Origin of the sequence: Streptomyces sp. NPDC048644 (assembly GCF_043199105.1) — a bacterium.
Classification (GTDB): Bacteria; Actinomycetota; Actinomycetes; order Streptomycetales; family Streptomycetaceae; genus Streptomyces.
In genome coordinates this window covers 847536-869778 of record NZ_JBICVO010000001.1, presented here as the reverse complement: position 1 = coordinate 869778, position 22243 = coordinate 847536, and the positions used below count along the sequence as shown (strand labels likewise).

21 protein-coding genes and 2 tRNA genes are annotated in these 22243 nt (G+C 72.0%); 16 read left to right on the top strand and 7 right to left on the bottom strand.

Going from position 1 to position 22243, the window contains the following annotated elements:
- Positions 1–119 precede the first annotated feature (119 nt).
- Positions 120–1556 carry a GTPase ObgE gene (gene obgE / locus ACGFNI_RS03925; protein ID WP_393680273.1) on the top strand — a complete coding sequence of 479 codons (1437 nt, stop codon included), beginning with the start codon at positions 120–122 and terminating at the stop codon, positions 1554–1556.
- Positions 1557–1625: 69 nt separating this feature from the next.
- On the opposite strand, the gene ACGFNI_RS03920 is transcribed toward obgE, so the two are convergent.
- The 5 genes from ACGFNI_RS03920 to ACGFNI_RS03900 all read right to left on the bottom strand — a co-directional run bounded on the left by ACGFNI_RS03920 (position 1626) and on the right by ACGFNI_RS03900 (position 7747).
- Positions 1626–2267, bottom strand: coding sequence for a lactate utilization protein C (locus ACGFNI_RS03920; protein WP_393680271.1), 642 nt, complete (start codon positions 2265–2267; stop codon positions 1626–1628).
- Positions 2264–3817, bottom strand: a complete 1554-nt coding sequence (locus tag ACGFNI_RS03915; RefSeq protein WP_393680269.1) for a lactate utilization protein B — start codon at positions 3815–3817, stop codon at positions 2264–2266. The genes ACGFNI_RS03920 and ACGFNI_RS03915 overlap by 4 nt, the downstream gene beginning before the upstream one ends.
- A complete protein-coding gene (locus ACGFNI_RS03910; RefSeq protein WP_393680267.1) occupies positions 3814–4581 on the bottom strand; it encodes a (Fe-S)-binding protein in 768 nt (255 codons plus the stop codon). The genes ACGFNI_RS03915 and ACGFNI_RS03910 overlap by 4 nt, the downstream gene beginning before the upstream one ends.
- 174 nt (positions 4582–4755) lie before the next feature.
- On the bottom strand, positions 4756–5496 hold the full coding sequence (locus tag ACGFNI_RS03905; RefSeq protein WP_393680265.1) for a FadR/GntR family transcriptional regulator: 741 nt from the start codon (positions 5494–5496) through the stop codon (positions 4756–4758).
- A gap of 178 nt (positions 5497–5674) precedes the next feature.
- Complete coding sequence (locus ACGFNI_RS03900; protein ID WP_393680264.1) at positions 5675–7747, bottom strand: hypothetical protein; 2073 nt, start codon at positions 7745–7747, stop codon at positions 5675–5677.
- Between the two features lie 506 nt (positions 7748–8253).
- Here ACGFNI_RS03900 and proB point away from each other — a divergent pair.
- The 5 genes from proB (at position 8254) to ACGFNI_RS03875 (ending at position 13574) form a co-directional block, all read left to right on the top strand.
- Entirely contained in the window at positions 8254–9351 is a 1098-nt protein-coding gene (gene proB, locus ACGFNI_RS03895) for a glutamate 5-kinase (protein WP_393680356.1), read from the top strand.
- A gap of 235 nt (positions 9352–9586) precedes the next feature.
- Positions 9587–10084, top strand: a complete 498-nt coding sequence (locus ACGFNI_RS03890) for a hypothetical protein (protein WP_393680262.1) — start codon at positions 9587–9589, stop codon at positions 10082–10084.
- 225 nt (positions 10085–10309) lie between these two features.
- Positions 10310–11578 (top strand): glutamate-5-semialdehyde dehydrogenase, encoded by a 1269-nt coding sequence (locus tag ACGFNI_RS03885; protein ID WP_393680261.1) that lies wholly within the window; start codon positions 10310–10312, stop codon positions 11576–11578.
- A gap of 61 nt (positions 11579–11639) precedes the next feature.
- Positions 11640–12290, top strand: a complete 651-nt coding sequence (locus tag ACGFNI_RS03880; RefSeq protein ID WP_393680260.1) for a hypothetical protein — start codon at positions 11640–11642, stop codon at positions 12288–12290.
- 165 nt (positions 12291–12455) lie between these two features.
- The gene (locus ACGFNI_RS03875) at positions 12456–13574 is read left to right on the top strand and encodes a hypothetical protein (protein WP_393680258.1); all 1119 of its coding nucleotides are present in this window, start codon (positions 12456–12458) and stop codon (positions 13572–13574) included.
- Here the strand turns inward: ACGFNI_RS03875 and ACGFNI_RS03870 are convergent.
- The gene (locus tag ACGFNI_RS03870) at positions 13537–14652 is read right to left on the bottom strand and encodes a M48 family metallopeptidase (RefSeq protein ID WP_393680256.1); all 1116 of its coding nucleotides are present in this window, start codon (positions 14650–14652) and stop codon (positions 13537–13539) included. The genes ACGFNI_RS03875 and ACGFNI_RS03870 overlap by 38 nt on opposite strands.
- Before the next feature lie 131 nt (positions 14653–14783).
- Here ACGFNI_RS03870 and ACGFNI_RS03865 point away from each other — a divergent pair, with 131 nt between their 5' ends.
- The 9 genes from ACGFNI_RS03865 (at position 14784) to ACGFNI_RS03825 (ending at position 19992) form a co-directional block, all read left to right on the top strand.
- The gene (locus ACGFNI_RS03865) at positions 14784–14927 is read left to right on the top strand and encodes a hypothetical protein (protein WP_393680254.1); all 144 of its coding nucleotides are present in this window, start codon (positions 14784–14786) and stop codon (positions 14925–14927) included.
- A gap of 115 nt (positions 14928–15042) precedes the next feature.
- Positions 15043–15192 carry a hypothetical protein gene (locus tag ACGFNI_RS03860; RefSeq protein WP_393680253.1) on the top strand — a complete coding sequence of 50 codons (150 nt, stop codon included), beginning with the start codon at positions 15043–15045 and terminating at the stop codon, positions 15190–15192.
- A gap of 52 nt (positions 15193–15244) precedes the next feature.
- Positions 15245–15856, top strand: coding sequence for a nicotinate-nucleotide adenylyltransferase (nadD, locus tag ACGFNI_RS03855; RefSeq protein WP_227044962.1), 612 nt, complete (start codon positions 15245–15247; stop codon positions 15854–15856).
- A gap of 24 nt (positions 15857–15880) precedes the next feature.
- On the top strand, positions 15881–17716 hold the full coding sequence (locus tag ACGFNI_RS03850; RefSeq protein WP_393680251.1) for a LytR C-terminal domain-containing protein: 1836 nt from the start codon (positions 15881–15883) through the stop codon (positions 17714–17716).
- A gap of 185 nt (positions 17717–17901) precedes the next feature.
- Positions 17902–18336 (top strand): ribosome silencing factor, encoded by a 435-nt coding sequence (gene rsfS / locus ACGFNI_RS03845; RefSeq protein ID WP_393680250.1) that lies wholly within the window; start codon positions 17902–17904, stop codon positions 18334–18336.
- Positions 18333–18986 (top strand): histidine phosphatase family protein, encoded by a 654-nt coding sequence (locus ACGFNI_RS03840; RefSeq protein WP_393680354.1) that lies wholly within the window; start codon positions 18333–18335, stop codon positions 18984–18986. The genes rsfS and ACGFNI_RS03840 overlap by 4 nt, the downstream gene beginning before the upstream one ends.
- 113 nt (positions 18987–19099) lie before the next feature.
- Positions 19100–19172, top strand: a tRNA-Ala gene (locus ACGFNI_RS03835).
- 337 nt (positions 19173–19509) lie between these two features.
- Positions 19510–19755, top strand: coding sequence for a hypothetical protein (locus tag ACGFNI_RS03830; RefSeq protein WP_393680248.1), 246 nt, complete (start codon positions 19510–19512; stop codon positions 19753–19755).
- Positions 19756–19758: 3 nt separating this feature from the next.
- Positions 19759–19992 carry a hypothetical protein gene (locus ACGFNI_RS03825; protein WP_393680246.1) on the top strand — a complete coding sequence of 78 codons (234 nt, stop codon included), beginning with the start codon at positions 19759–19761 and terminating at the stop codon, positions 19990–19992.
- 381 nt (positions 19993–20373) lie between these two features.
- On the opposite strand, the gene ACGFNI_RS03820 is transcribed toward ACGFNI_RS03825, so the two are convergent.
- Positions 20374–21741: a glycosyltransferase 87 family protein gene (locus ACGFNI_RS03820; protein WP_393680245.1), complete on the bottom strand. Its 1368-nt coding sequence runs from the start codon at positions 21739–21741 to the stop codon at positions 20374–20376.
- Positions 21742–21893: 152 nt separating this feature from the next.
- On the opposite strand from ACGFNI_RS03820, the gene ACGFNI_RS03815 reads away from it, so the two are divergent.
- Positions 21894–21966: transfer RNA gene (locus tag ACGFNI_RS03815), tRNA-Ala, on the top strand.
- The last annotated feature ends 277 nt before the right edge of the window (positions 21967–22243 follow it).

The following is a 22243-nucleotide window of genomic DNA, read 5'->3' as shown; positions in this document are numbered from 1 at the left end:
AGCTCAGCAGTAGCACCACTCCGAGGGCGGACCGCCTTTTCCCGTGAGAGCGGGAAGGCCGGTCCGCCCTCGGCGTGTTAGTACAGAGACATTCCCGTAGTTATCTGGAGGACCCCACCATGACCACCTTCGTGGACCGCGTCGAGCTGCACGTCGCCGCGGGTAACGGAGGCCACGGCGTGGCCTCCGTGATGCGGGAGAAGTTCAAGCCGCTCGGCGGACCCGACGGCGGCAACGGCGGACGCGGCGGCGATGTCATCCTCGTCGTCGACCAGGACGTCACCACGCTTCTCGACTACCACCACCACCCGCACCGCAAGGCCACCAACGGCCAGCCGGGAGCGGGTGACCACCGTTCGGGCAAGAACGGCCAGGACCTGGTCCTGCCGGTCCCCGACGGCACCGTCATCCTGGACCGTCAGGGCAATGTGCTCGCCGACCTCGTCGGCCAGGGCACCACCTTCATCGCGGGGCAGGGCGGCCGGGGCGGGCTCGGCAACGCCGCGCTGGCCTCCGCCCGCCGCAAGGCGCCCGGTTTCGCGCTGCTCGGCGAGCCCGGCGAGGCCAGGGACATCGTCCTGGAGCTGAAGACCGTCGCGGACGTCGCGCTGGTCGGCTACCCGAGTGCGGGCAAGTCGTCGCTGATCTCGGTGCTCTCCGCGGCCAAGCCGAAGATCGCCGACTACCCGTTCACGACCCTGGTGCCCAACCTCGGTGTGGTGACGGCGGGTTCGACCGTCTACACCATCGCCGACGTGCCGGGCCTGATCCCGGGCGCCAGCCAGGGCAAGGGCCTGGGCCTTGAGTTCCTGCGGCACGTCGAGCGCTGCGAGGTGCTGGTGCATGTGCTGGACACCGCGACGCTGGAGTCCGAGCGCGACCCGCTCTCCGACCTCGACACCATCGAAGCCGAGCTGGCGCAGTACGGCGGCCTGGAGAACCGGCCGCGGGTGGTCGTCCTGAACAAGGTCGACATCCCCGACGGCAAGGACCTCGCCGACATGATCCGCGGCGATCTGGAGGAGCGCGGCTACCGCGTCTTCGAGGTCTCGGCCGTCGCGCGCATGGGCCTGAAGGAGCTGTCCTTCGCGCTGGCCGAGATCGTGGCCGCGGCCCGTGCCGCCAAGCCGGTGCAGGAGGCCACCCGCATCGTGATCCGCCCGCAGGCCGTGGACGACAGCGGCTTCACGGTCACCGAGGAGGCCGAGGGCCTCTACCGCGTGCGCGGCGAGAAGCCCGAGCGCTGGGTGCGGCAGACCGACTTCAGCAACGACGAGGCCGTCGGCTACCTCGCCGACCGGCTCAACCGCCTCGGCATCGAGGACGCGCTGCTCAAGGCCGGTGCGCGGACCGGCGACGGCGTGGCGATCGGCCCCGAGGACAACGCCGTGGTCTTCGACTGGGAGCCGACGATGGCGGCCGGCGCGGAGATGCTCGGCCGGCGCGGCGAGGACCATCGCATGGAGGCGCCGCGGCCCGCAGCCCAGCGCCGCAGGGACCGTGACGCGGCGCGCGACGAGTCCGACGAGGAGTACGACGGCTTCCGCCCCTTCTGATGCGGCACGGCACGGCCCCCGGGAGGTGAACTCCTCCCGGGGGCCGTCCCTTTGTGCGGCGGGCGCAGGTCAGGCGTCGGTGCGGATCACCACGTCCAGGGTCCGCGGGCCGTGCACACCCTCGACCCGCTCCAGCTCGATGTCGGAGGTCGCCGAAGGGCCGCTGATCAGCGTCGTCGGGCGGCCGGGGGTGAGCCGGGCGACGGCCTCCGGGACGCCGACCACGACCGTCGACAGGTCGACGACGCAGACGTGCAGGTCGGGGACGAGGGAGAGGGCGCGCCTGCCCTGGCCGGGCGAGCCGTCGAGGAAGATCGTGCCGGTCTCGGCGCAGCTGACGGCGGAGGCGGTGACCACGCCGTCCAGCGCGTCGAGGCGGGGCGCGGGGACGTCCGCCGCGTCCTCCTGGACCTCGCCTTCGTACTCGGCAAGCCAGGCGGGGTCGAGCCCCGGGGGGACGCCGATCCGGCGGGCGGCGCGGTCGTGCAGGACCGCGGCGACGGTGGCGGCGGTGCCGTCGGCGGTGCAGGTGTGGACGTGCGCCTTGTAGTCGACCAGCCGGTCGGTCAGCAGGGCGAGCCGCTGGTCGTCGGGCAGGGTGCGGCCGGTGCGGTAGGCGCGCGGGACGGTCACCTCCTGGGCGGGGGCCAGGGCGAGGGCGTCCCGGACGCGTCCGAGCACCGTCTCTCGTGCGGTCGCCGGTGCGCTCATCGCTGCTCCTCGGGGTCGTCGTGTGCCGCGGCCCGCTGCCGGGCCCCTTCGTCCGCCGCGCCTTGCAGGGTGGCCGCGCCCTCGTCGGACGCGAGCCAGGCGCGGAAGCTCTGCCGGGGCGGTGCGGGGGTGTCCCGGCTGTCGCTCCAGCCGCTGAAGGGCGGCGGCAGGTGCGAGATCGTGCCGTCCCGGCCGCCGAGCACCCGGCCGAGGCCCGTGGCCTTCTGCGCGGCGGTGTAGAGCTTCGGGCGCTTCATGACGCCGGCCGCGGCCTTCATCGCCAGCTTCTCCGGCGTGGTGCCGGACTGCTCGGTCTTCTGGTGGCGCAGTTCGACCAGCAGCGACGGGATGTCGATCTTCACCGGGCAGGCGTCGAAGCAGGCGCCGCAGAGGCTGGAGGCGTACGGCAGCGAGCTGTTGGGGTCGTCCTTGGCGGCGTGCATCCCGGCGAGCTGCGGGGTGAGCACCGCGCCGATCGGGCCCGGGTACGTCGATCCGTAGGCGTGGCCGCCGGCCCGTTCGTACACCGGGCAGACGTTGAGGCAGGCCGAGCAGCGGATGCAGTGCAGCGCCGCGCGGCCGACGCTGTCGGCGAGTGCGGCGGTGCGGCCGTTGTCGAGCAGCACCAGGTGGAAATCCTGCGGCCCGTCGCCCGGTGTGACGCCGGTCCACATCGAGGTGTACGGGTTCATCCGCTCGCCGGTGGAGGAGCGGGGGAGGAGCTGGAGGAAGACCTCCAGGTCCTGGTAGCGGGGGATGACCTTCTCGATGCCCATGACGGTGATCAGCGTCTCGGGCATGGTCAGGCACATCCGGCCGTTGCCCTCGGACTCGACGACCGCGAGGGTGCCGGTCTCGGCGACGCCGAAGTTGGCGCCGGAGACGGCGACCTTCGTCGTCATGAACTTCTCGCGCAGGTAGGCGCGCGCGGCGGCGGCGAGGTGGGCGGGCACCGCGTCCAGCGAAGGGTCGACGCCGGGGATCTCCTTGAGGAAGATCTGCCGGATCTCGTCGCGGTTGCGGTGGATGGCGGGGACCAGGATGTGCGACGGCTTGTCGTGCGCGAGCTGCACGATCAGCTCGGCGAGGTCCGTCTCGTACGGGGTGATGCCGCGGCTTTCGAGGTGCTCGTTGAGGCCGATCTCCTGGGTGGCCATCGACTTGACCTTGATGACCTCGTCGCTGCCTGTCGCCTCGATCAGCCGCGTGACGATCGCGTTGGCCTCGACACCGTCGCGGGCCCAGTGGACGGTGCCGCCTCGCTCGGTGACCTTGCGTTCCAGCTCCTCCAGCAGGTCGGGCAGCCGGTTCATGGTGTCGGCCTTGATCGCCGAGCCGGCGTCGCGCAGCTGCTCCCAGTCCGGCAGTTCACCGGTGACGGCCAGCCGCTTGGCGCGGATGGTGTGGGTGGCCCTGCCGAGGTTGCGGCGCAGCTGCTCGTTGCGCAACTCGCCGTCGGCGGCCTTGGGGAAGGCGGCGTCGCCGCGCAGATTGCCCTCGCCGTACGGGGCGCGGGGCGGGGTGGCGGGCATGCCGAGGAAGGTGCTCATCGGACGGCCTCCGTCAGGACGTGGGGCGCGGTGCGGGTGGCGGCGAGGATCTGCGCGAGGTGCAGAGTGCGGGTACCGGCCTTGATGCGGCTCAGACCGCCGCCGATGTGCATCAGGCAGGACGAGTCGCCCGCGGTGCAGACGTCGGCGCCGGTACCGGTGATGTGGCCGACCTTGTCGTGCAGCATCGCCGATGACGTCGCGGCGTTCTTGACGGCGAAGGTGCCGCCGAAGCCGCAGCAGGAGTCGGCTTCGGGCAGTTCGACCAGGTCGATGCCGTCGACGGCGCGCAGCAGCCGCAGCGGCTTGTCACCGACCCGCAGCATCCGCAGCGAGTGGCAGGTGGGGTGGTAGGTGACCCGGTGCGGGAAGTGCGCGCCGACATCGGTGACGTCCAGGACGTCGACGAGGAACTCGGAGAGCTCGTAGGTCTTGGCCTTGACGGTGGTGACGGCGGCGCGCAGCGCCCGGTCCCCGTACCGCTCGGCGACGATCTCGTGCTGGTGGCGCACGGAGCCGGCGCACGAGCCTGACGGCATGACCACGGCGTCGATCGCCGCGTCCCCGAACTGCTCGGCGAAGCCGCGCACCAAGGGGACGGGTTCGCGCTGATAGCCGGTGTTGACGTGCATCTGGCCGCAGCAGGTCTGCTCCGGCGGGAACACCACTTCGTGGCCCAGGCGGGCCAGCAGGACGGCGGTGGCCTTCACCGCGTCGGGGAAGAGGGTGTCCCCCAGGCAGGTGGCGAAGAGTCCGATACGCATGGGAGTGCCTCCCCATCAATTTACGGTCCGACCATTCTACTCTCGGTCCTTTGGGTTTCGAGAGAGCGGCCCTTGCCGGGTGTACCCGGATGTGCGGGGAGGTGTGCGCGACGATGGACGGCCCGGCCCCTGTCGAGGGGGCCGGGCCGTCCGGGCCGGGGAGATCAGGCGGGGTCAGGCGGCCCCGTCGCCCGCCGCCTCGTCGACCAGCGTGCCGTGGATGCCGCGGATGTGCCGCTCGACGAGGTCGGCAGCGGCCGTGCCCTCGCCGGCCCGCACCAGCCGCAGCAGCTCGGCGTGGTCGTCGTTGAGCGCCGCCGCGGTGGCCGGCCAGTCATCGGCCGCCTCCAGGGCCCGCAGGATCAGCGGGCGCACCGACTCGCGGACGGCGGCGGTGAGGGTGGAGGTCAGGTCGTTGCCCGAGCCGCGCGCCATCTGGACGTGGAAGCGGGTGTCCAGGTCGTTGAACTCGGCGGCGGCCAGGCCGGGTTCGCGCAGCCGGGCGAGGATCTCATCGGCCTCGGCCAGGTCCTTGTCCGTCGCGCGGCGGGCCGCCGCCTCGAAGCTGGAGCGTTCCAGAGTGACCCTGGCCTCCAGGACGTTCTCCAGGCTGTAGCTGCCGAGCGCGAAGTGCAGCCGCAGCAGCCGTCCGAGGGCGTCGTCGGGGTGGCGCACGATCCGGGCCCCGGCGTCGGCGCCCCGGCCGGCGTGCGCGACCAGCACCCCGATCGTCTCCAGCACCCGCAGCGCCTCGCGCAGCGCGGACCTGCTGACGCCGAGCGCGGGCGCCAGTTCACGTTCGGGCGGCAGCCGGTCGCCCGCCTTCAGCTCACCGGCGAGAACCTGCGCCTCGATGCTCTCCAGCACCAGTTCGTGCGTACGGGACTGCCGCACGGGGCGCCACTCGGCCGCCATCGCACACCTCTTGGCTCGCTCTACGGATCGGGCCGGCGCCCACCGGGGCCCGGCCGTGTCCCTCACATTCTATGGTCCGACCGTAGGGGCGCGGCCCGGCCGGTGCAGGGCCGGCGCCGCCGCAGGAAACGCGAGCGGGGCCCGTCGGAACGGGCCCCGCTGTCGTGCGAATCTCCGGTCAGACGGCCGCGGGAGCGTCCGGGGCGCCGTTCGGCTCGGCCGTCTCCGCCTCCTCCAGGGAACGCTGCGCGGGAATCCCGGCCAGCCGGTGTTCCATCCGGACCCGGCGGGCTTCGGCCTTCGCGCAGAGGTCGAGCGCCGCCTGGTTGAAGCGGACCGGCGAGGGCGGGTCCGAGGGGCCGAGCAGGTGCTCCTTGAGGGCCGCGCGCTCGCCCGCGAGGGTGTCCTTCCCGGGGTTGCGGACCGCGTCGAGCAGGTCGGCGACCCCCTCGGCCTCCGGCGTGAGGATCGTCGCCGCGCGCACGGTCGGGAACTGCGAACGGAAGTCGTCCTCGGTCATCCCCGAGGTGTTGGCGACCGCGTACGGCTTCTCGCTGGAGAGGTAGTCGGAGACCACGCTGGAGACGTCGGTGATCAGCACGTCGGCCTGGTTGAAGCAGCCGAAGATGCCGGGCCGCGCGGTGGTGATGACGAGGTGCTCCCACTCGGGGAAGGACGCCCAGTACGCCTCTTCCCAGGTGGAGGCCGCATCCGCCACCGCGGCGGCGCGGCCCTGCGGGGGCGTGCCCTGGAGCCGCATCCGCTCCAGTTCGTCGGAGCTGGAGCGGAACGCGGAGGTGGTGAGCGCGGTCAGGGCGTCGCGGCGGCGGACCAGTTCGGCCGCGGCCTCCGGGCCGGGGCGCGCGCCGTCCCGCTTGGTGTTCGCCTCGGCGATCATCGCCTGGATACGGGAGTTGGCGGCGCCGGCCCGCGGGTCGACGGAACCGGTCATCGGGTGCGGCTTGTACAGCAGCCGCACCGAGGGGTCGGCCAGCAGCTCGCGGACGATGTTCTCACCGGCCAGGATCACCGAGGTGTTGCCCGGGTTCCCGTCCCAGCCCTCCCAGGTCGGGGCGTACAGCACGGTCGTCATACGGCCGGCGGGCGCGCCCTCGTACGGCCGGATCGGGGCCAGCTGCGGGCGGCCCACCTCGACGACGTCCTTGTCCTCCACGCCGATGTCGGCGAGCTGGTAGCGGTCGCGGGCCGCAGGTCCCGCCACCCACACCTCGTCGTACGCCTTCGCGTACGGGTTGCACGAGGACAGCTTGTCGCTCTCGCCGTGATTGGTGAAGGCGTGCTTGATGGACGGGATGCGCAGGATCTGCGAGGTCTTGCCGGAGTTCGCCGGGTGCAGCAGGAGCTGGAGCGTGGTGTGCTCCAGGCGCATCAGGTGGGCGACCTTGGGGATGCAGACGATCGGGATGTCCGTCGCCTCGATCTTCTGCACCATGAAGCGCTCGCGGAGCACGATGATCGGGTTGCCGTCCAGGTCGGCGAGGGTGGAGAGCCACATGTTGGCCTGGTAGGCGGACGAGGCGCCGCCGGAGAAGTACATGCCGACCGTCGGCCGGTAGGCGGCCAGCCACTTGTCCAGCCACTCCAGGGCGCGCGCCTCGTTGATCACCCGCTTCTTGGGGAGCAGCCAGGTGCTGAGGTAGAGGCCGCCGCCGAGGGAGAGGACCAGCGAGACGGTGAGGCCGATGCCGCCCCAGAACGCGTCCGTGGTGAGGGCGGTCACCATCATGCCGATGGTGGTGGGGACCGAGAAGCGCAGCAGGCGCCGGCCGGTCTGGCGGGAGAGGAGACGCGGGGGCGCGTCGGACAGGCCCAGCGCGCTTGCGTCGATGTTCCGGGTCACGAACGGCAGTGCGCGGCTCCTGCGGACCAGCACGGCGATCGCCTGGCACACGAAGTGCGTGCCGTAGAAGACCAGCAGGGCGATGGTCAGCGGCGCCTGCTCGACGAGCGGATTGATGCCGTCGATGTGCAGCAGGCCGACCAGTATCAGCATGTCGCGCAGCAGTTGGCGGACCGTGACGTCGAACCGGATCCGGCCGAGCACGGCGAGCAGTCCCGGTTGCTTGTGCTGGAGGATCAGGTCGAGAGCCAGGTTGACCACGGACGCGGCGATGAACAGCGGAATGACGGGCAGCAACGCGCCGAGGAGCTGGGCGATGAACGCGACCATCATCGCGAGCAGCGCCACGAGCTGCATGGCTCGGCGGGGGGCGATTCCGGGGGAAGGCACGAGGGGAGGGCTCCTGGCAGCAAGAAGGTCAGGGAAGGCCGAGGGGGCGGCCGAGTCCCGCGCTGCGACGCCGCCGGGCGGCGAAACGGGACCGATGGACACCCGACCGTATGACCTTGTTGGCTCCGGTGACAATCTGCTGTGGTTCTCATCACCGCGAAAGCGGACCAATCGAACGCAACCTCCGGGGCGTTACTTCCGTCTTATGAAAAATCACCGCGACGCGACATACGTGACGGTGCGCACGTGGAGCGCGCGTGACGATGCGCACGTGGAGCGCGGTGCCGCAGGGCACCGCCCGGCACCTCTGAGCAGCCGTCCGCCGACCGATATCCCCGCGCGGCCCGTCGGCGCCCTGCCGTAGATTTGCGGAGAGGGACGCGGTACGGGACGGTCCGTACTGCGGACGATGGCGAGCACAGGGGTAGCAGGTGGCAGGCGCAAGTCAGGACGCAGGGGCGGCACGTGGGGCCTCGGCCGACGAGGGGCACGGGCGGCGGGAGGGTGTGGCGGAGGCCCGCCGGATCGTGGTGAAGGTCGGCTCCTCCTCGCTGACCACGGCGTCCGGTGGGCTGGACGCGGACCGGGTGGACGCCCTGGTGGACGTCCTGGCCAAGTACCAGGACAAGGAGATCGTGCTGGTCTCGTCCGGCGCCATCGCGGCCGGCCTCGCCCCACTCGGGTTCGACAAGCGGCCCCGCGACCTCGCCCGCCAGCAGGCCGCCGCCAGCGTCGGGCAGGGCCTGCTCGTCGCCCGCTACACCGCCTCCTTCGCGCGCTACGGCCGCCGGGTCGGCCAGGTCCTGCTGACCAGCGACGACACCAGCCGCCGCGCCCACTACCGCAACGCCTGCCGCACCCTCGACCAGCTGCTGGCCATGGGCGCGGTGCCGATCGTCAACGAGAACGACACCGTCGCCACCGACGAGATCAGGTTCGGCGACAACGACCGGCTGGCCGCGCTCGTCGCCCACCTCGTCCGCGCCGACCTGCTCGTCCTGCTCTCCGACGTCGACGGCCTCTACGACGGCGACCCGTCAACACCCGGCACCTCCCGGATACCTCAGATCAGCGGGCCCAAGGACCTCGAAGGCATCGTCATCGGCAGCGCCGGGCGGGCCGGTGTGGGCACCGGCGGCATGGTCACCAAGGTGGAGGCCGCCAGGATCGCGGCGGCGGCCGGCGTCCCCGTCGTCCTCACCTCCGCCGTGCACGCCGCCGACGCCCTGGCCGGCGGCCCGACCGGCACCCACTTCCTGCGCACCGGACGGCGCTCGGCCGACCGGCTGCTCTGGCTCGCGCACGCCTCCACGCCGCGCGGCGCGCTGGTGCTCGACGACGGCGCGGTCCAGGCCGTCGTCGAACGCCACTCCTCGCTGCTGCCCGCCGGAATCGCCTCGGTCGACGGGGAGTTCTCGGCCGGCGACCCGGTCGAGCTGCGGGACGGCACCGGCCGGGCCGTCGCCCGGGGCCTCGTCAACTTCGACGCCAGGGAAATCCCCCGTTTGATAGGGCGCTCGACCCGCGACCTCGCCCGCGAACTGGGCCCCGCCTACGAGCGCGAGGTCGTGCACCGGGACGACCTGGTCCTCCTGCACCACTGATCCCGGACGCCCCAACGGGCTTTGCGGGCAACAGGGTTGGGCGGCCCGCCGGAGCCCGGCGGTCCGCCTTTCCGCGGGGACCTTCGTAAAAACGCCCCCGCGAGAGCCCGCGGGCTGGTCAACTTTGTTGCGGGGGCGCCGCAGATGAGCGGCGCCCGCAGCACGCCGAGGAAAGACCGCACCGATCGGCTCCGCACCCCGAGCGCGGAGCGATTCGCATCACAGGAGGCCGCCGGTGGTACGAGGGCGCCCAGGGGCACAGCTCCGAGGGACGGCGGAGCGCGCACTGACCAGCGTCGGGCCGGGCAGCACCGCCGCCCGGCCGGAGGACGACACCAGCGCGCAATGGCACGGCACACCACAGGAGGCACCGCGTCCCGAGCGCCAGGAGGTGTCCCGGCTGTGGCACATCACGCTCAGCGTCTCCGGGGCCGAGGCCCCCTTGCAGGACGTGCGGCGGGCGCTTGAACAGCTCGCCCACGACCACCCCTTCCTGCTGACCAGCCGCTATGCCAATGACCACGCCGAGATCCGGTACTGGGAGGAGGCCCGGGACCTGCACGATGCCGCCGCGGTCGCACTGCGGCTGTGGGGCGAACACCGCTCCACGGCCAAGCTGCCGCCGTGGGAGATCGTCGGTCTGGAGGTCATCGACCGCGAGACCTACCACCAGCGCGTCGCCGAGGGCTACGGCCCGCCGCCCGCTTCACCGGTCGGGGTCCATCCGTACTGAGCCGGCGGGGACGCCTCGCCGGGCGGCATCCTACGGGCGTCCCGATGGCGTCCCATAGACCTCCCGCGGCCGTTCCACGGGCGTCCCGGCGGCGTCCCCCTGTGCGCTCTGACCGGCTCTCTTGCCGCACCCGCCGTCCCGCACCCGTCCCGAGTACGTCCCGCAGCCGTCCCGTTCCGTGAACCGCCCCCGGCCGTCGGCCGTCGTTTCGCTAGGCTGCCGCCCATGACCAGCAGCGCATCACCCACCTCGCCCGTCATCGAGACCGCAACCCGCGCCAAGGAGGCAGCCGCCGTCCTGGCGCCGCTGCCGCGTACCGCCCGTGACGGCGCGCTGCTCGCCATCGCCGACGCCCTCGTCGCCCGTACGCAGACGATCGTCGACGCCAACGCCGATGACGTCGCCAAGGCGCGGGCCGCGGGCACCGCCGAATCGCTCGTCGACCGGCTCACCCTCACCCCCGAGCGGATCGCCGCCATCGCCGCCGACGTCCGCGACGTCGTCGCCCTGCCCGACCCGGTCGGCGAGGTCGTCCGCGGCTCGACCCTCCCCAACGGCCTCGACCTGCGACAGGTCCGCGTCCCCCTCGGCGTCATCGGCATCATCTACGAGGCCAGGCCCAACGTCACCGTGGACGCCGCCGCCCTCTGCCTCAAGTCCGGCAACGCCGTGCTGCTGCGCGGCTCGTCCTCCGCCTACGCCTCCAACAGCGCCCTGGTCGACGTGCTCCGCGACGCCGTCGAGAGCGCCGGGCTGCCCGCCGACGCCGTCCAGCTCGTCCCCGGCGAGAGCCGCGAATCGGTGCGCGAGCTGATGCGCGCCCGCGGCCTGGTCGACGTGCTGATCCCGCGCGGCGGCGCCTCGCTGATCCGCACCGTCGTGGAGGAGTCCACCGTGCCGGTCATCGAGACCGGCACCGGCAACTGCCACGTCTACGTCGACGAAGCCGCCGACATCGACATGGCGCTCGACATCCTCATCAACTCCAAGGCGCAGCGGCCCAGCGTCTGCAACGCCGCCGAGACGGTCCTGGTGCACGCCGAGATCGCCGACGCGTTCCTGCCGCGTGCCCTCGAAGCGCTCACCCAGGCCGGCGTGATCGTGCACGGCGACACCGCCTGGCAGCAGGCGGGCCCCGGCCTGGTCGCCCCCGCCACCGACGAGGACTGGGCGACCGAGTACCTCTCGTACGACATCGCCGCCGCCGTGGTGCCCGACCTCGGCGCGGCGGTCGCGCACATCCGCCGCTGGACGTCCGGCCACACCGAGGCCATCGTCACCACCTCGCAGGCCGCCGCCCGCCGCTTCACCCGGTTGGTGGATGCGACGACCGTCGCCGTCAACGCCTCCACCCGCTTCACCGACGGCAGCCAGTTCGGCTTCGGCGCCGAGATCGGCATTTCCACCCAGAAGCTGCACGCCCGCGGCCCCATGGGCCTGCCCGAGCTGACCTCCACGAAGTACATCGTCACCGGCGACGGCCACACCCGCTGACCGCCCGCCGGATTCCGCGCGATCCCTGCCCAAAACGACCCGCCGGGGCTACCCTGGACGGGTGCCGGACGACGTGGGGGGCAAGCCGTTCCCGGACGGCGATCAGCCCGATGAGCACGGCCACGGGAGCCACGGAAGCGCGGACGAAGAATTCGCCTCCGTGGTCTTCGACGAGGCTTTCGTCCGTGCCGCGCAGATCCATGAACCCTCGGCCGTCGAGCGGCTGCTCGCCGCAGCCGAGGCCCGCGCCGAGGCGGAAGCCCGCCCCGGAACCGGCCTCGGCCCCGACCACGAAGGCGCCGAGGGCCTGGACGGCGGACCGGGCACCCGTGCCCGCCGTCGCGCCCGCCGCGATCCGGACGGATTCGACCCGGAAGCCGACGACTACGACACCTACGACGAGTACGCGCCCTACGACCCGTACGGCCCCTACGGCGGCGCGCTGCGCCCCTACCGGACCGCCCGCTGGCACCGCCCGGTGGCCTGGGTGCTCGCGCTGGTCATGGGCGTCGGCCTGGTCGCGCTGGCCTTCGCCGCCGTCTACCGCGGAGCCTCGGGCAAGGCCCCGAACCCGGCGCCGCGGCCCGCATCCAGCGGCGTGGACAGCACCCAGGGCGGGGGCACCGCCGCGAGCGGACGCCCGGGGCTGCCGCCCTCCGCGTCGGCCGGATCCGCCCCGCCGTCCGCCTCAGCCGTGCCCAGGCCGCACTGAACGACCGCCCGGCCGACAAGCGGCCCGGCAGGCGCCGTGCCCCGGCGCACAGGCCCCCGCGTACGGCCCGCGGGCGCCGCGCCCGGCAGGTCGCGGCGCACCGTCCGCCGAAGTTGCCGGGCCCCGGGGCGTTTACCCACCGCCTCACCGACCTACCCTTGTTGTATGACCGGGCGAGGTGACCCTCCCGAGGGGACGCCCAACGGCGCCCCGGGAGGCGGTGAGGACGAATACCGATCCGTCGTCTTCGACGAGTCGTTCGTGCGGGCTGCCCGACTCCAGGAGTTCTCCGCCGACGAGCGACTGGGCGAGCACCACGCGCCCGCAGTCCGGCCCCGCCATCCCTGGGTGCGGGCCGCCGGATCCCGGCAGGCCCTGCTGCTGGTGCTGCTGATCGTGCTCGCCTTCGGCACCGCCATCTACATGGGCGTACGCCACCCGTACAAGACGCCCGACCCGGTCAAGGTGCAGGCCCTGCGGTCCGCCGTCATCCCGCTCACGCCGCCGGGCACGGTGCCGGGCGGCGCCCCTGCCGACCTCGTCGCGCACAGCCCGGCGGCGCACTTCCGGGTCGGCGCCGCGGGGGTCAACCTGCCCACCGTCGAGCGCACCCGGCACTTCTCCGACAGCCAGATCGTCACCGCGATGAGCGTCGTCAAGGACTACCTCGTCCGCTCCTCGATCGACCCGGCCACCCTCACCGGCGGATCCGTACGGCCCGTGCGGCTCCTCCTGGACACCGGCCAGCTCGACCAGTTCGACCGGAGCCTGGCCCGCCCCACCGACGACGGGCATCACGCCGCGACCGGCTGGCTGGTGCGCTTCGACCCCCGCACGACCGCGCTCGCCGACCGGGACGTACGCGTCGACGGCACCCTCGCCGCATCGGAGAGCGGCCCCGACGCGCTGGACGTCACCGCCGACTACACCTTCGTCTACGCCGTGCGCGCCACTCACGAGGGCGCCCAGCGGGCGGACAACGGCACCGGGCGGCCCATACCGGGCGCCACCTCGCTCTTCACCGTCCGGCGCGAGATGCACTTCCGCCTCAGCCGTGCCGACCTCGACGACCACCGGCTCGAAGTCGTCCAGAGCAGCACGCAGGCAGGGCCGATGGCCTGCACCGCCCAGGCAGGTGTGCTGCGTCCGCTGCTGGCCGGCCAGGACGCGGGAAACGCCCGGCCGGCGGGCACCGACCCCTACTCACACCAGCGGGCGAACCCCGCGCTCTGCGGCCGGCTCGACGCTACTTCCCTGCCGGCCCCGAGCCACCCGGCCCGTTAGCACCGTCCGCGCCGCCGGCGTCGCCGCCGGAATCGCCGGGTCGTGAACCGCCGCGGAAGACCGTGTCCCGCAGCTTGCCGCCGAGGTCGCCCGCGCCGCCCGCGATGTCGCGCACCAGGCCCATCAGCGGGTCCTTGCTGTTGCGCACCGAGTCGGCGTAGTGCGAAGCGGAGTCGCGGAACGAGTCGGAGACCGAGGTGTCCTTGTCCTCGTCGCGCCGCGGGTAGTGACCGTCCATGATCCGCTGGAAGTCGCGGCTGGCCGCCCACTTCTTCAGCTCGGCGGCCCGCACCGTGGTGAACGGATGGCTGCGCGGCAGGACGTTGAGGATCTTCAGCACGGAGTCGCGCAGGTCGCCGCCCGACTCGTACTCCTCCGCCTGCTCCAGGAACGCGTCGACGTTCATCTCGTGCAGATGATTGCCGCCGGCCAGCTTCATCAGGCCGCGCATGGACGCCTGGACGTCCTGCCCGACCAGCAGGCCCGCGCGGTCCGCCGACAGCTCCGACTTGCGGAACCACTCGCGCAGCGCCGTCACGATCGCCATCACCGCGACGTTGCCGAGCGGGATCCAGGCGACGCGCAGCGCGAACTTCGTCAGGAAGAGCAGCAGGGTGCGGTAAACGGCGTGGCCGGACAGGGCGTGGCCGACCTCGTGGCCGATCACCGCCCGCATCTCCTCCTCGTCCAGCAGCTCGACCAGGCCGGTGGTCACCACGATGATCGGCTCGTCCAGGCCGATGCACATGGCATTGGGCTGCGGGTCCTGATTGACGTACATCGGCGGGACCTTCTCCAGGTCCAGGATGTGACAGGCGTCGCGCAGCATGTCGTTCAGGTGCGTGAACTGCCGGTCGCTCACCCGTACCGAGTCCGACAGGAAGAGCAGCCGCAGGCTGCGCTCCGGCAACAAGCCGCTGAGCGTCTTGAAGACGGTGTCGAACCCGCTCAGCTTGCGCAGCGCCACCAGCGCCGAGCGGTCCGCCGGGTGCTCGTACGACCGCGACGAGATGCCGGGGAACCGCCTGCGGTCCCTGCTCGGTACGCGTTCGCTGCCGCCGTCTGGGCTCTCCGTCATTGGGGCCTCCCCCTGTTCGACTGCGTGGTTTCAGACTAGAGGACGCCACTGACACCCGATTGGATGCTCGGGCGTACGCTGGCGAGCGCACCACATGACCGACAGGCCCGCACAAAGGGGAGCGACCCGCCATGCCGATTCCGAGCGTCCTGCTCGCTGTCTCCTCCCACACCCAGGGCCCCGGGTGGCTGCTGCGCACCGTGATCGTCGTCGGTGTCGTGGGTGCGGCCCTGATGGCCTGGTTCCTGCTGCGCGGCTACGGCAAGCAGGACTGACCCCTCCGACGGTCCGCCGGCTCCGGAGCGGAGTCGGCGTGAGGTCGCGCGGGCCCGCCGCATACGATGTGGCGGAAGTCTCTGCCCGCCCCCAGCCCGGATTGGTCCGCCGACGATGACCCTGCACAGCACCGCACAGTCCCTGGTTCCCCTCGCCGAGGGTGGCCAGCACAACAGCCTCAGCCCGTTCGTCACCGGTGGCGGCGCCCTGGTTGTCCTGATTCTCCTGCTGTGGATCACCACCCGCTTCAACCGGGACCGCTGAGCCCCGGCACCCGGCACCCGGCATCGCGCGCCGCCCAGTAGGGTCTGCACGCATGGGAGAGCACACAGGGCCCGTGAAGCGGCGACTCGGAGTGATGGGCGGCACGTTCGACCCGATCCATCACGGACACCTGGTCGCCGCCAGCGAGGTGGCCAGCCAATTCCACCTCGATGAGGTCATATTCGTCCCGACGGGGCAGCCGTGGCAGAAGAGCCACAAGCTGGTGTCCCCGGCCGAGGACCGGTACCTGATGACGGTCATCGCGACCGCGTCGAACCCGCAGTTCTCCGTCAGCCGCATCGACATCGACCGCGGCGGCAAGACGTACACCATCGACACCTTGCGCGATCTGCGGGAACTGCACCGCGACGCCGACCTGTTCTTCATCACCGGCGCGGACGCGCTCGGCCAGATCCTCACCTGGCACGACGCCGAGGAACTGGTCTCGCTCGCGCACTTCATCGGGGTGACCAGGCCCGGCCACATACTGGCCGACCCTGGGCTGCCCGAGGGCGCGGTGTCCCTCATCGAGGTGCCCGCGCTGGCCATCTCGTCGACCGACTGCCGGGCGCGCGTTGCCCAGGGCGAACCGGTCTGGTATCTCGTGCCCGACGGTGTGGTGCGCTACATCGACAAGAAGCAGCTCTACCGCAACGACAGCTGACGGGGCGGACGGAAAGGGGCACCGGTGAGCGACCGACAGGATCCTTACGGGCCGCAGGACCCGTATGCCCAGGATCCCTACGCCCAGGGGCAGCAGGCGTACACCTATGACGCCTACGGGCGGCCCGTGTACCACGACGCCGCGCAGCAGCCCTATGAGCAGCGCTACGACCAGTACGGACAGCCCGTCGCGCCCGCCCCCGCGGCTCCGCCCGAGTACGGCTACGACCCCTATGGCGGCCGGCAGGAATACGGCTACGAACCGTACGGCGGCCGGCCGCAGCCGGGCCACCCCCAGGAGTACGACCCCTACGGGCACCCTCAGCAGCAACAGGTCCCCCAGCAGCAACAGCAGCAGGAGTGGATCCCCCAGCAGCCCCCGCCGCCCCCGTACGAGCAGCAGCCCTACGGGGGCCAGGGGTATCCGCAGCAGGACTACGGCCGGCCGCAGCAGGACGAGGCGTCCGGCTACCGGGCGACCGGCTACGAACAGGCGCACCAGGAGACGCAGCCGCGGCCTCCGGAACAGCGCCGCGCCCCGGAGGCCGCGGGCCCCGGGACGGACGCCCCGCCGGCGCCTTCCGAGCCCTCCGGCCCCGCAGGCCCGGAGTACCACACCGAGCAGTTCTCGTTCATCGAGGAGCCGGACGAGGACTCCGAAGACGTCATCGACTGGCTGAAGTTCACCGAGAGCCGCACCGAGCGGCGCGAGGAGGCCAAGCGCCGCGGGCGCAGCCGCGTCGTCGCGCTGACGGTGGTGCTGGTCCTCCTGGTGATCGGCGGCGTCGGCTACCTCTGGTGGGCGGGCAAGCTGCCCGGACTGAACGGCGCCGACGGCGCCGGGACGGCCGCGGGCGCGGGGCAGAAGCGCGACGTGCTCGTCGTCCACCTGCGCGACACCAAGACCGGCAACAGTTCGACCGCCCTCCTGGTGGACAACGAGACCACCGACAAGGGCACCACCGTCCTGCTGCCCAACAACCTGATCGTCTCCAAGGACGACGGCACCACCACCACGCTCGGCAAGTCCGTCAAGGACGAGGGGACGGAGCCCACCAGGGACTCCCTGAACACCCTCCTGGGCGCCGACCTCAAGGCCAGCTGGCGTCTTGACACCCCGTATCTGGAGAACCTCGTCGAGACCGTCGGCGGCATCAGCGTCGACACGAACGCCACCGTCCCGGGCGCCAAGAAGGGTGACTCGCCGCTGGTCAAGCCGGGCAGTGACCGGCTCCTGAACGGCCAGTCCGCGGTCGCGTACGCCACGTACCAGGGGCCGGGCGAGAGCCAGGGCAAGCAACTGGAGCGCTTCGGGCAGGTCATGCAGGCCACCTTGAAGAAGGTCTCAAGCGACGCCGACGGGGCCACCGCCACGGTGAAATCGCTCCTCCAGGTACTGGACCCGCCGCTCACCGAGGCCCAGTTGGGCAGCTCCCTCGCGCAGCGGGCCGAACTGGCGAAGACCGGGGCGTACGGGACCACGCTGCTGCCCGTGCAGCAGAACGGCACGCTCAGCGCGGAGGCGGCGAAGACCGTCGTCAAGGATGTGCTCGGCGGCACGGTCAAGAAGACCGACCCGGACGCGACCCCGCGGGTCTCGGTGCGCAACGCCACCGGGGACGCCAGGGCCACGGGCAAGGCGCAGGTCGCGCTCGTCAACGGCGGCTACACCTTCGTCGACGGCGGGACGGCCGCGGCTCCGGGCAGCACGTCGGACGTGACCTACGCGGACGACGCCGACAAGGAGAAGGCCGCGGAGGTCGCCAAGACGCTGGGGCTCCCGGACGGCGCCGTCACCAAGGCCAAGGGCGCGGCCAACGCGGACATCACCGTCGTCCTGGGCCAGGACTTCAAGGGCTGACGGCGGGCGGACGGCCGGCTCCCGCGCGGGAGCCGGCCGGGGTAATCGAAAACACCGACGGGAGTGTCGGTGGGCCGTGAGACCCTTGAGGGGTATACGAAGCCGATCCGGCCGCCCTCCTGGGCGGCGTCGCCAGGGGCCCCGGGCCCCGGCCGGACGGCGTTCCCTCGACCCGAAAGCCGCTTGTGACCGCCACGGACCGCTCCATCGAGCTCATCAACGCCGCCGCTCAGGCAGCGGCCGACAAGCTCGCGCACGACATCATCGCGTACGACGTCAGCGACGTCCTCTCGATCACCGACGCCTTCCTGCTGGCGTCGGCGCCCAGCGACCGCCAGGTCAAGTCGATCGTCGACGAGATCGAGGAACGGCTCAACAAGGACCTCGGCGCCAAGCCGGTGCGCCGCGAGGGCGACCGCGAGGCCCGCTGGGTGCTCCTCGACTACGTCGACATCGTCGTCCACGTCCAGCACAGCGAGGAGCGGGTCTTCTACGCGCTCGAACGCCTCTGGAAGGACTGCCCCGAGATCGACCTCCCCGAGGACGCCAAGGAGACCCGCGGCAAGGCCGCCGCGCACGCCGAGTCCACGGCGGACGACGGAGAGGGAGAGTTCAACTGAACGGCACCACTGCGGGCCGCGGCCGTCGCATCGTCCTGTGGCGGCACGGCCAGACGGCCTGGAACCTGGAGCGTCGTTTCCAGGGCTCGACGGACATCGCGCTGACCGAGACCGGCGTCGGCCAGGCCCGGCGCGCGGCCCGGCTGCTCGCCGCCCTGAAGCCGGACGCCATCGTCGCATCGGACCTCCAGCGGGCCGCGACGACGGCCGGCGAGCTGGCCGACCTCACCCAGCTCGACGTGGCGCACGACGCGGCTCTCCGGGAGACCTACGCGGGCTCCTGGCAGGGGCTGACGCACGAGGAGATCGTCACCCTCTACGGCGAGCAGTACGCGGCCTGGAAGCGCGGCGAGCCGGTGCGGCGCGGCGGCGGCGAGCTGGAGACCGAGGTCGCCGACCGGGCCGCCCCGGTGGTACTCGAACACGCAGGGAAGCTGCCCGACGGCGGCACCCTGGTCGTGGTCAGCCACGGTGGCACGATCCGCACCACCATCGGGCGGCTGCTCGGTCTGGAAGCCCACCACTGGGAGGGCCTCGGCGGGCTGTCGAACTGCTGCTGGTCCGTCCTCGGCGAGGGCGCACGCGGCTGGCGCCTGCTGGAGCACAACGCCGGCACCCTGCCGGAACCGGTCCTGGGCGACGACGACTGACCGCCCGGGGGCGGGGCCGGACACCTGGATTTCACATCTGGGCAGGTCGCAGGCTAGAGTTCTTCTTGTTCGCGGCGCCGCCGGGGGAAACCCGGAGGGGCGGAACAAGACCCGGGGCTATAGCTCAGTTGGTAGAGCGCCTGCATGGCATGCAGGAGGTCAGGAGTTCAATTCTCCTTAGCTCCACAACCCCGATGATCCCGTCTCTCATGGATCCAGTGCCCGCCACCGGATCACGAGGAGGCGGGATCATTGCTGTATGGGGACTCTGCTCCCGTCCGGCTCCCTGGGCGGGCCGGAACGCCGTGCTGCCCCGGAAGGCCGCCACTTTTCGGGATGCAGCTCCCGAAAAGGGTCGTCCGCGGACGGTTCGGGAGCGGCGCTGCGGGCAGGTTCGATGAGGGTGCCCGCCCCGGTGGGCGCGAGACCGCCGAGGGGCGGTGGGTGCGGACGACGACGGGACTGCCCCGCTCGGCGGTCCGTGGCAGAATCGGACGGCGCCGGCAGGGGAGGAGAAAACGCGATGCCCACGAGCATCCTCGAGGAGGTCAACGACCTGCTCGATGTGGCCGAGGCGCAGGGCTATGACTGGCTGCCGGAATACGCGCTCCGCTTCACCTGCCCCGTTGACCGTCCCGGCGACACCCGCCGTGGCCGCGGTCCCGCCCTCCAGTGCCCCTCCTGCGGCTCGGCCCACGTCGCCCAGATGCTGGGTGACAACGGCGGCGTCTCGTTCGTCTGTACGGCCTGCGGCCACAGTTGGAGCTGACTGATGGGGGCTCACAGCAGGAAATGCGACTGGTGCGGCAGCGGTACGCCGATCGTCCGTGACATGGAACCGCTCAACGCCGACTACCAGTACTGGTGCGAGGAATGCGCCCGCGCGCTGGTCATAAAAGGCGATCCGATCGAGACCTACCGCGAGTTGGAGGGGGAGCCGATCTACGGGCGCCTCCTGGACGAGCACTGCACGCTGAAGCGTTTCTACTCCTTCGCCAGGGCCTGACCACCGCCCTCGGGCACCGTTCGCTCGCGGTCCGGTATTTTCCGGCCGGGGCGGAACTACCGGGTGTTTCCCGGGCGTTGTCGTGGACAGGAGCCGCCGCCGCAAGCGGCCGGCGGCACGGGGACGCGACACGGGGGTCGCATCGTGAGCGCTACGGACGTCACACCTGACCGCACCACACCACCCGAGGACGCCGGACGCTCGGCGCGGTGGAAACCGGGCGCGCGGGAAACCGCCGCCGAACTGGCGCAGCACACCGGGGTTTTACGCCTCGACTGGGCCCTGGAAGCTGATGGGGACGGCCGCCTGACGGCCCGTATTCCGCACCGGGATGCCGCGGTCCGCGGCGCCGGAACGCCGACGCGCAGCGGCCCTGCGACGTCACGCCTTCGAAGACACCGGCGCGCCCGCGTCGTCGGACGGGCGGCGGCCATGACCACGCGCCCCGCGGCCACCCGGCCCGCCGCGCCGCCACAGCCGGAGTGCCGCCGCCCCGAACAGCGCGAGCCCCGCGAGCGGATACACGTCGGACAGCAGGAGTTGGAGGGTGTTCTGGTGCAGTTCCTCGTGGTGGTGCCAGCGGTGCGGCACCCACCACAGGGCATAGCTGGAGAACAGCAGCGCCAGTATCGCGGTCGCCGCCCAGCCGCGGCGGGCGCTGCCGCCGGTGCGGTGCAGGGCCTCGGACCCGGCCAGGATCAGCATCGGCACGCACCACACCCAGTGGTGTGACCAGGAGATCGGGCTGACCAGCAGCGCGGTCGCCGCGCAGGTGACGGCGGCCCAGGCGCGGTCGCCTCGCAGCAGCGCCCACACCGCGAGCGTCAGCCCGAGCGCGGTGGCCAGGACGGCCGCCACGAGCCAGGCGGAGCCCGGATCGTGAGTGTGCAGCAGCCGGGCGAGTGCGCCGCGCAGCGACTGGTTCGCGGTGATCTCCACCTCACCGACGCGGTCGGCGGCGAAGACGGTCTCGGTCCAGAAGCGCTGCGCGTCGCGCGGCAGCGCGAGCGCCGAGAGGAGGGCGGTGGCGAGGAAGGTCGCGGTGGCGACGGCCGCCTGCCGCAGCCAGGGGTTCCGGATCCCGCGCACCCCGGCGCCGGAACGCAGCTGCTGCACGGCGCGCACGGTGCCGGCGACGGCGAGGAAGACCGCGAAGAGCGCGGGGGTGAGCTTGATGCCCGCCGCGATGCCGATGCCGATGCCCGCCCAGCGGTTGGTGTCCTTGCGGGTCAGGTCCCACAGCACCAGCGCGGCGAGCAGCAGATTGATCTGGCCGTAGCGCAGCGTCGTCCACACCGGTTCGCACCAGATCAGCAGCGCGGAGAGGGCGAGCGCCGCGGCGGGGCGCGGCATGCGCCGTGGCCTGCCGACCAGGCGCAGTGAGAGATGGACGACGGCCACCAGCAGCAGGAGGTTGCCGAGCGTGGCGAGGGTGCGCATGGTCGGCACGTCGACCAGCGTCAGGGGGGTGAACAGCAGCGCGGCGAAGGGCGGATAGGTGTTGGGCAGGTGCGCCGACGTGGCCACCATGTCGTAGAGGCTGCCGCCGTTGCGGGCCGTCCAGCCCTCGGCGCGGTAGACCATCAGGTCGATCATGGTCACGTGCGCGAGGCGCTGCACGACCCAGAAGACGGCGAAGGAGAGGGCGCAGCCGACCGCTGCCGACAGCGTCGGGTGGCGGTGGAGGAAACCCTTGCGGGGGCCGGGACCACCGGGGTCGGTGGACTGCTCCAGCTCCAGCGTGGTCACGGCGTACGGCTCCCCAGGACGAATCGGGCACGGCTCGCCGACAGTACCGCGCGCCCCGGCGTAGGCCCCGCGAGAAGCGATTTGGCAGAAGCCCGGGAGGGCCGTGTAATGTAGTCGATGTCGCCGCGGGAGACCGCAGCGGAGCAAGACCTGGGGCTATAGCTCAGTTGGTAGAGCGCCTGCATGGCATGCAGGAGGTCAGGAGTTCAATTCTCCTTAGCTCCACAGGATTCAGAGCGGGCCGTCCGATCGGACGGCCCGCTCTGTTGTGCGTTGCGGGCGGGAAATGGGGTGTGGGCATCGGCCGCCGTAGTGGGGGAGTGCGCTTGCCGCTGCCGATCGCGTGAGAGGCGTCATAGGTGGTGTGGAGTGGCGTGGATCTCATGGGGGCGTCAGGTGTCAAGGGTGCCGGATCGGCCACGGAGCGGTGTGGGTGCGGTCGGCGCCTTGGCTTCGTGAGAGGTGCGCCGTGGCGCGGGTGACGGGGCGGTCGTAGCCGTCT

Excerpts from the sequence above, each read along its gene's own strand:
- nadD (WP_227044962.1), top strand. The coding sequence starts at position 15,245 with ATGGGAGAGCACACAGGGCCCGTGAAGCGGCGACTCGGAGTGATGGGC.
- ACGFNI_RS03920 (WP_393680271.1), bottom strand. The coding sequence starts at position 2,267 with ATGAGCGCACCGGCGACCGCACGAGAGACGGTGCTCGGACGCGTCCGG.
- ACGFNI_RS03860 (WP_393680253.1), top strand. The coding sequence starts at position 15,043 with ATGACCCTGCACAGCACCGCACAGTCCCTGGTTCCCCTCGCCGAGGGT.
- ACGFNI_RS03875 (WP_393680258.1), top strand. The coding sequence starts at position 12,456 with ATGACCGGGCGAGGTGACCCTCCCGAGGGGACGCCCAACGGCGCCCCG.
- ACGFNI_RS03830 (WP_393680248.1), top strand. The coding sequence starts at position 19,510 with ATGCCCACGAGCATCCTCGAGGAGGTCAACGACCTGCTCGATGTGGCC.
- ACGFNI_RS03910 (WP_393680267.1), bottom strand. The coding sequence starts at position 4,581 with ATGCGTATCGGACTCTTCGCCACCTGCCTGGGGGACACCCTCTTCCCC.
- ACGFNI_RS03885 (WP_393680261.1), top strand. The coding sequence starts at position 10,310 with ATGACCAGCAGCGCATCACCCACCTCGCCCGTCATCGAGACCGCAACC.
- ACGFNI_RS03825 (WP_393680246.1), top strand. The coding sequence starts at position 19,759 with ATGGGGGCTCACAGCAGGAAATGCGACTGGTGCGGCAGCGGTACGCCG.
- obgE (WP_393680273.1), top strand. The coding sequence starts at position 120 with ATGACCACCTTCGTGGACCGCGTCGAGCTGCACGTCGCCGCGGGTAAC.
- ACGFNI_RS03905 (WP_393680265.1), bottom strand. The coding sequence starts at position 5,496 with ATGGCGGCCGAGTGGCGCCCCGTGCGGCAGTCCCGTACGCACGAACTG.
- ACGFNI_RS03865 (WP_393680254.1), top strand. The coding sequence starts at position 14,784 with ATGCCGATTCCGAGCGTCCTGCTCGCTGTCTCCTCCCACACCCAGGGC.
- ACGFNI_RS03870 (WP_393680256.1), bottom strand. The coding sequence starts at position 14,652 with ATGACGGAGAGCCCAGACGGCGGCAGCGAACGCGTACCGAGCAGGGAC.
- ACGFNI_RS03915 (WP_393680269.1), bottom strand. The coding sequence starts at position 3,817 with ATGAGCACCTTCCTCGGCATGCCCGCCACCCCGCCCCGCGCCCCGTAC.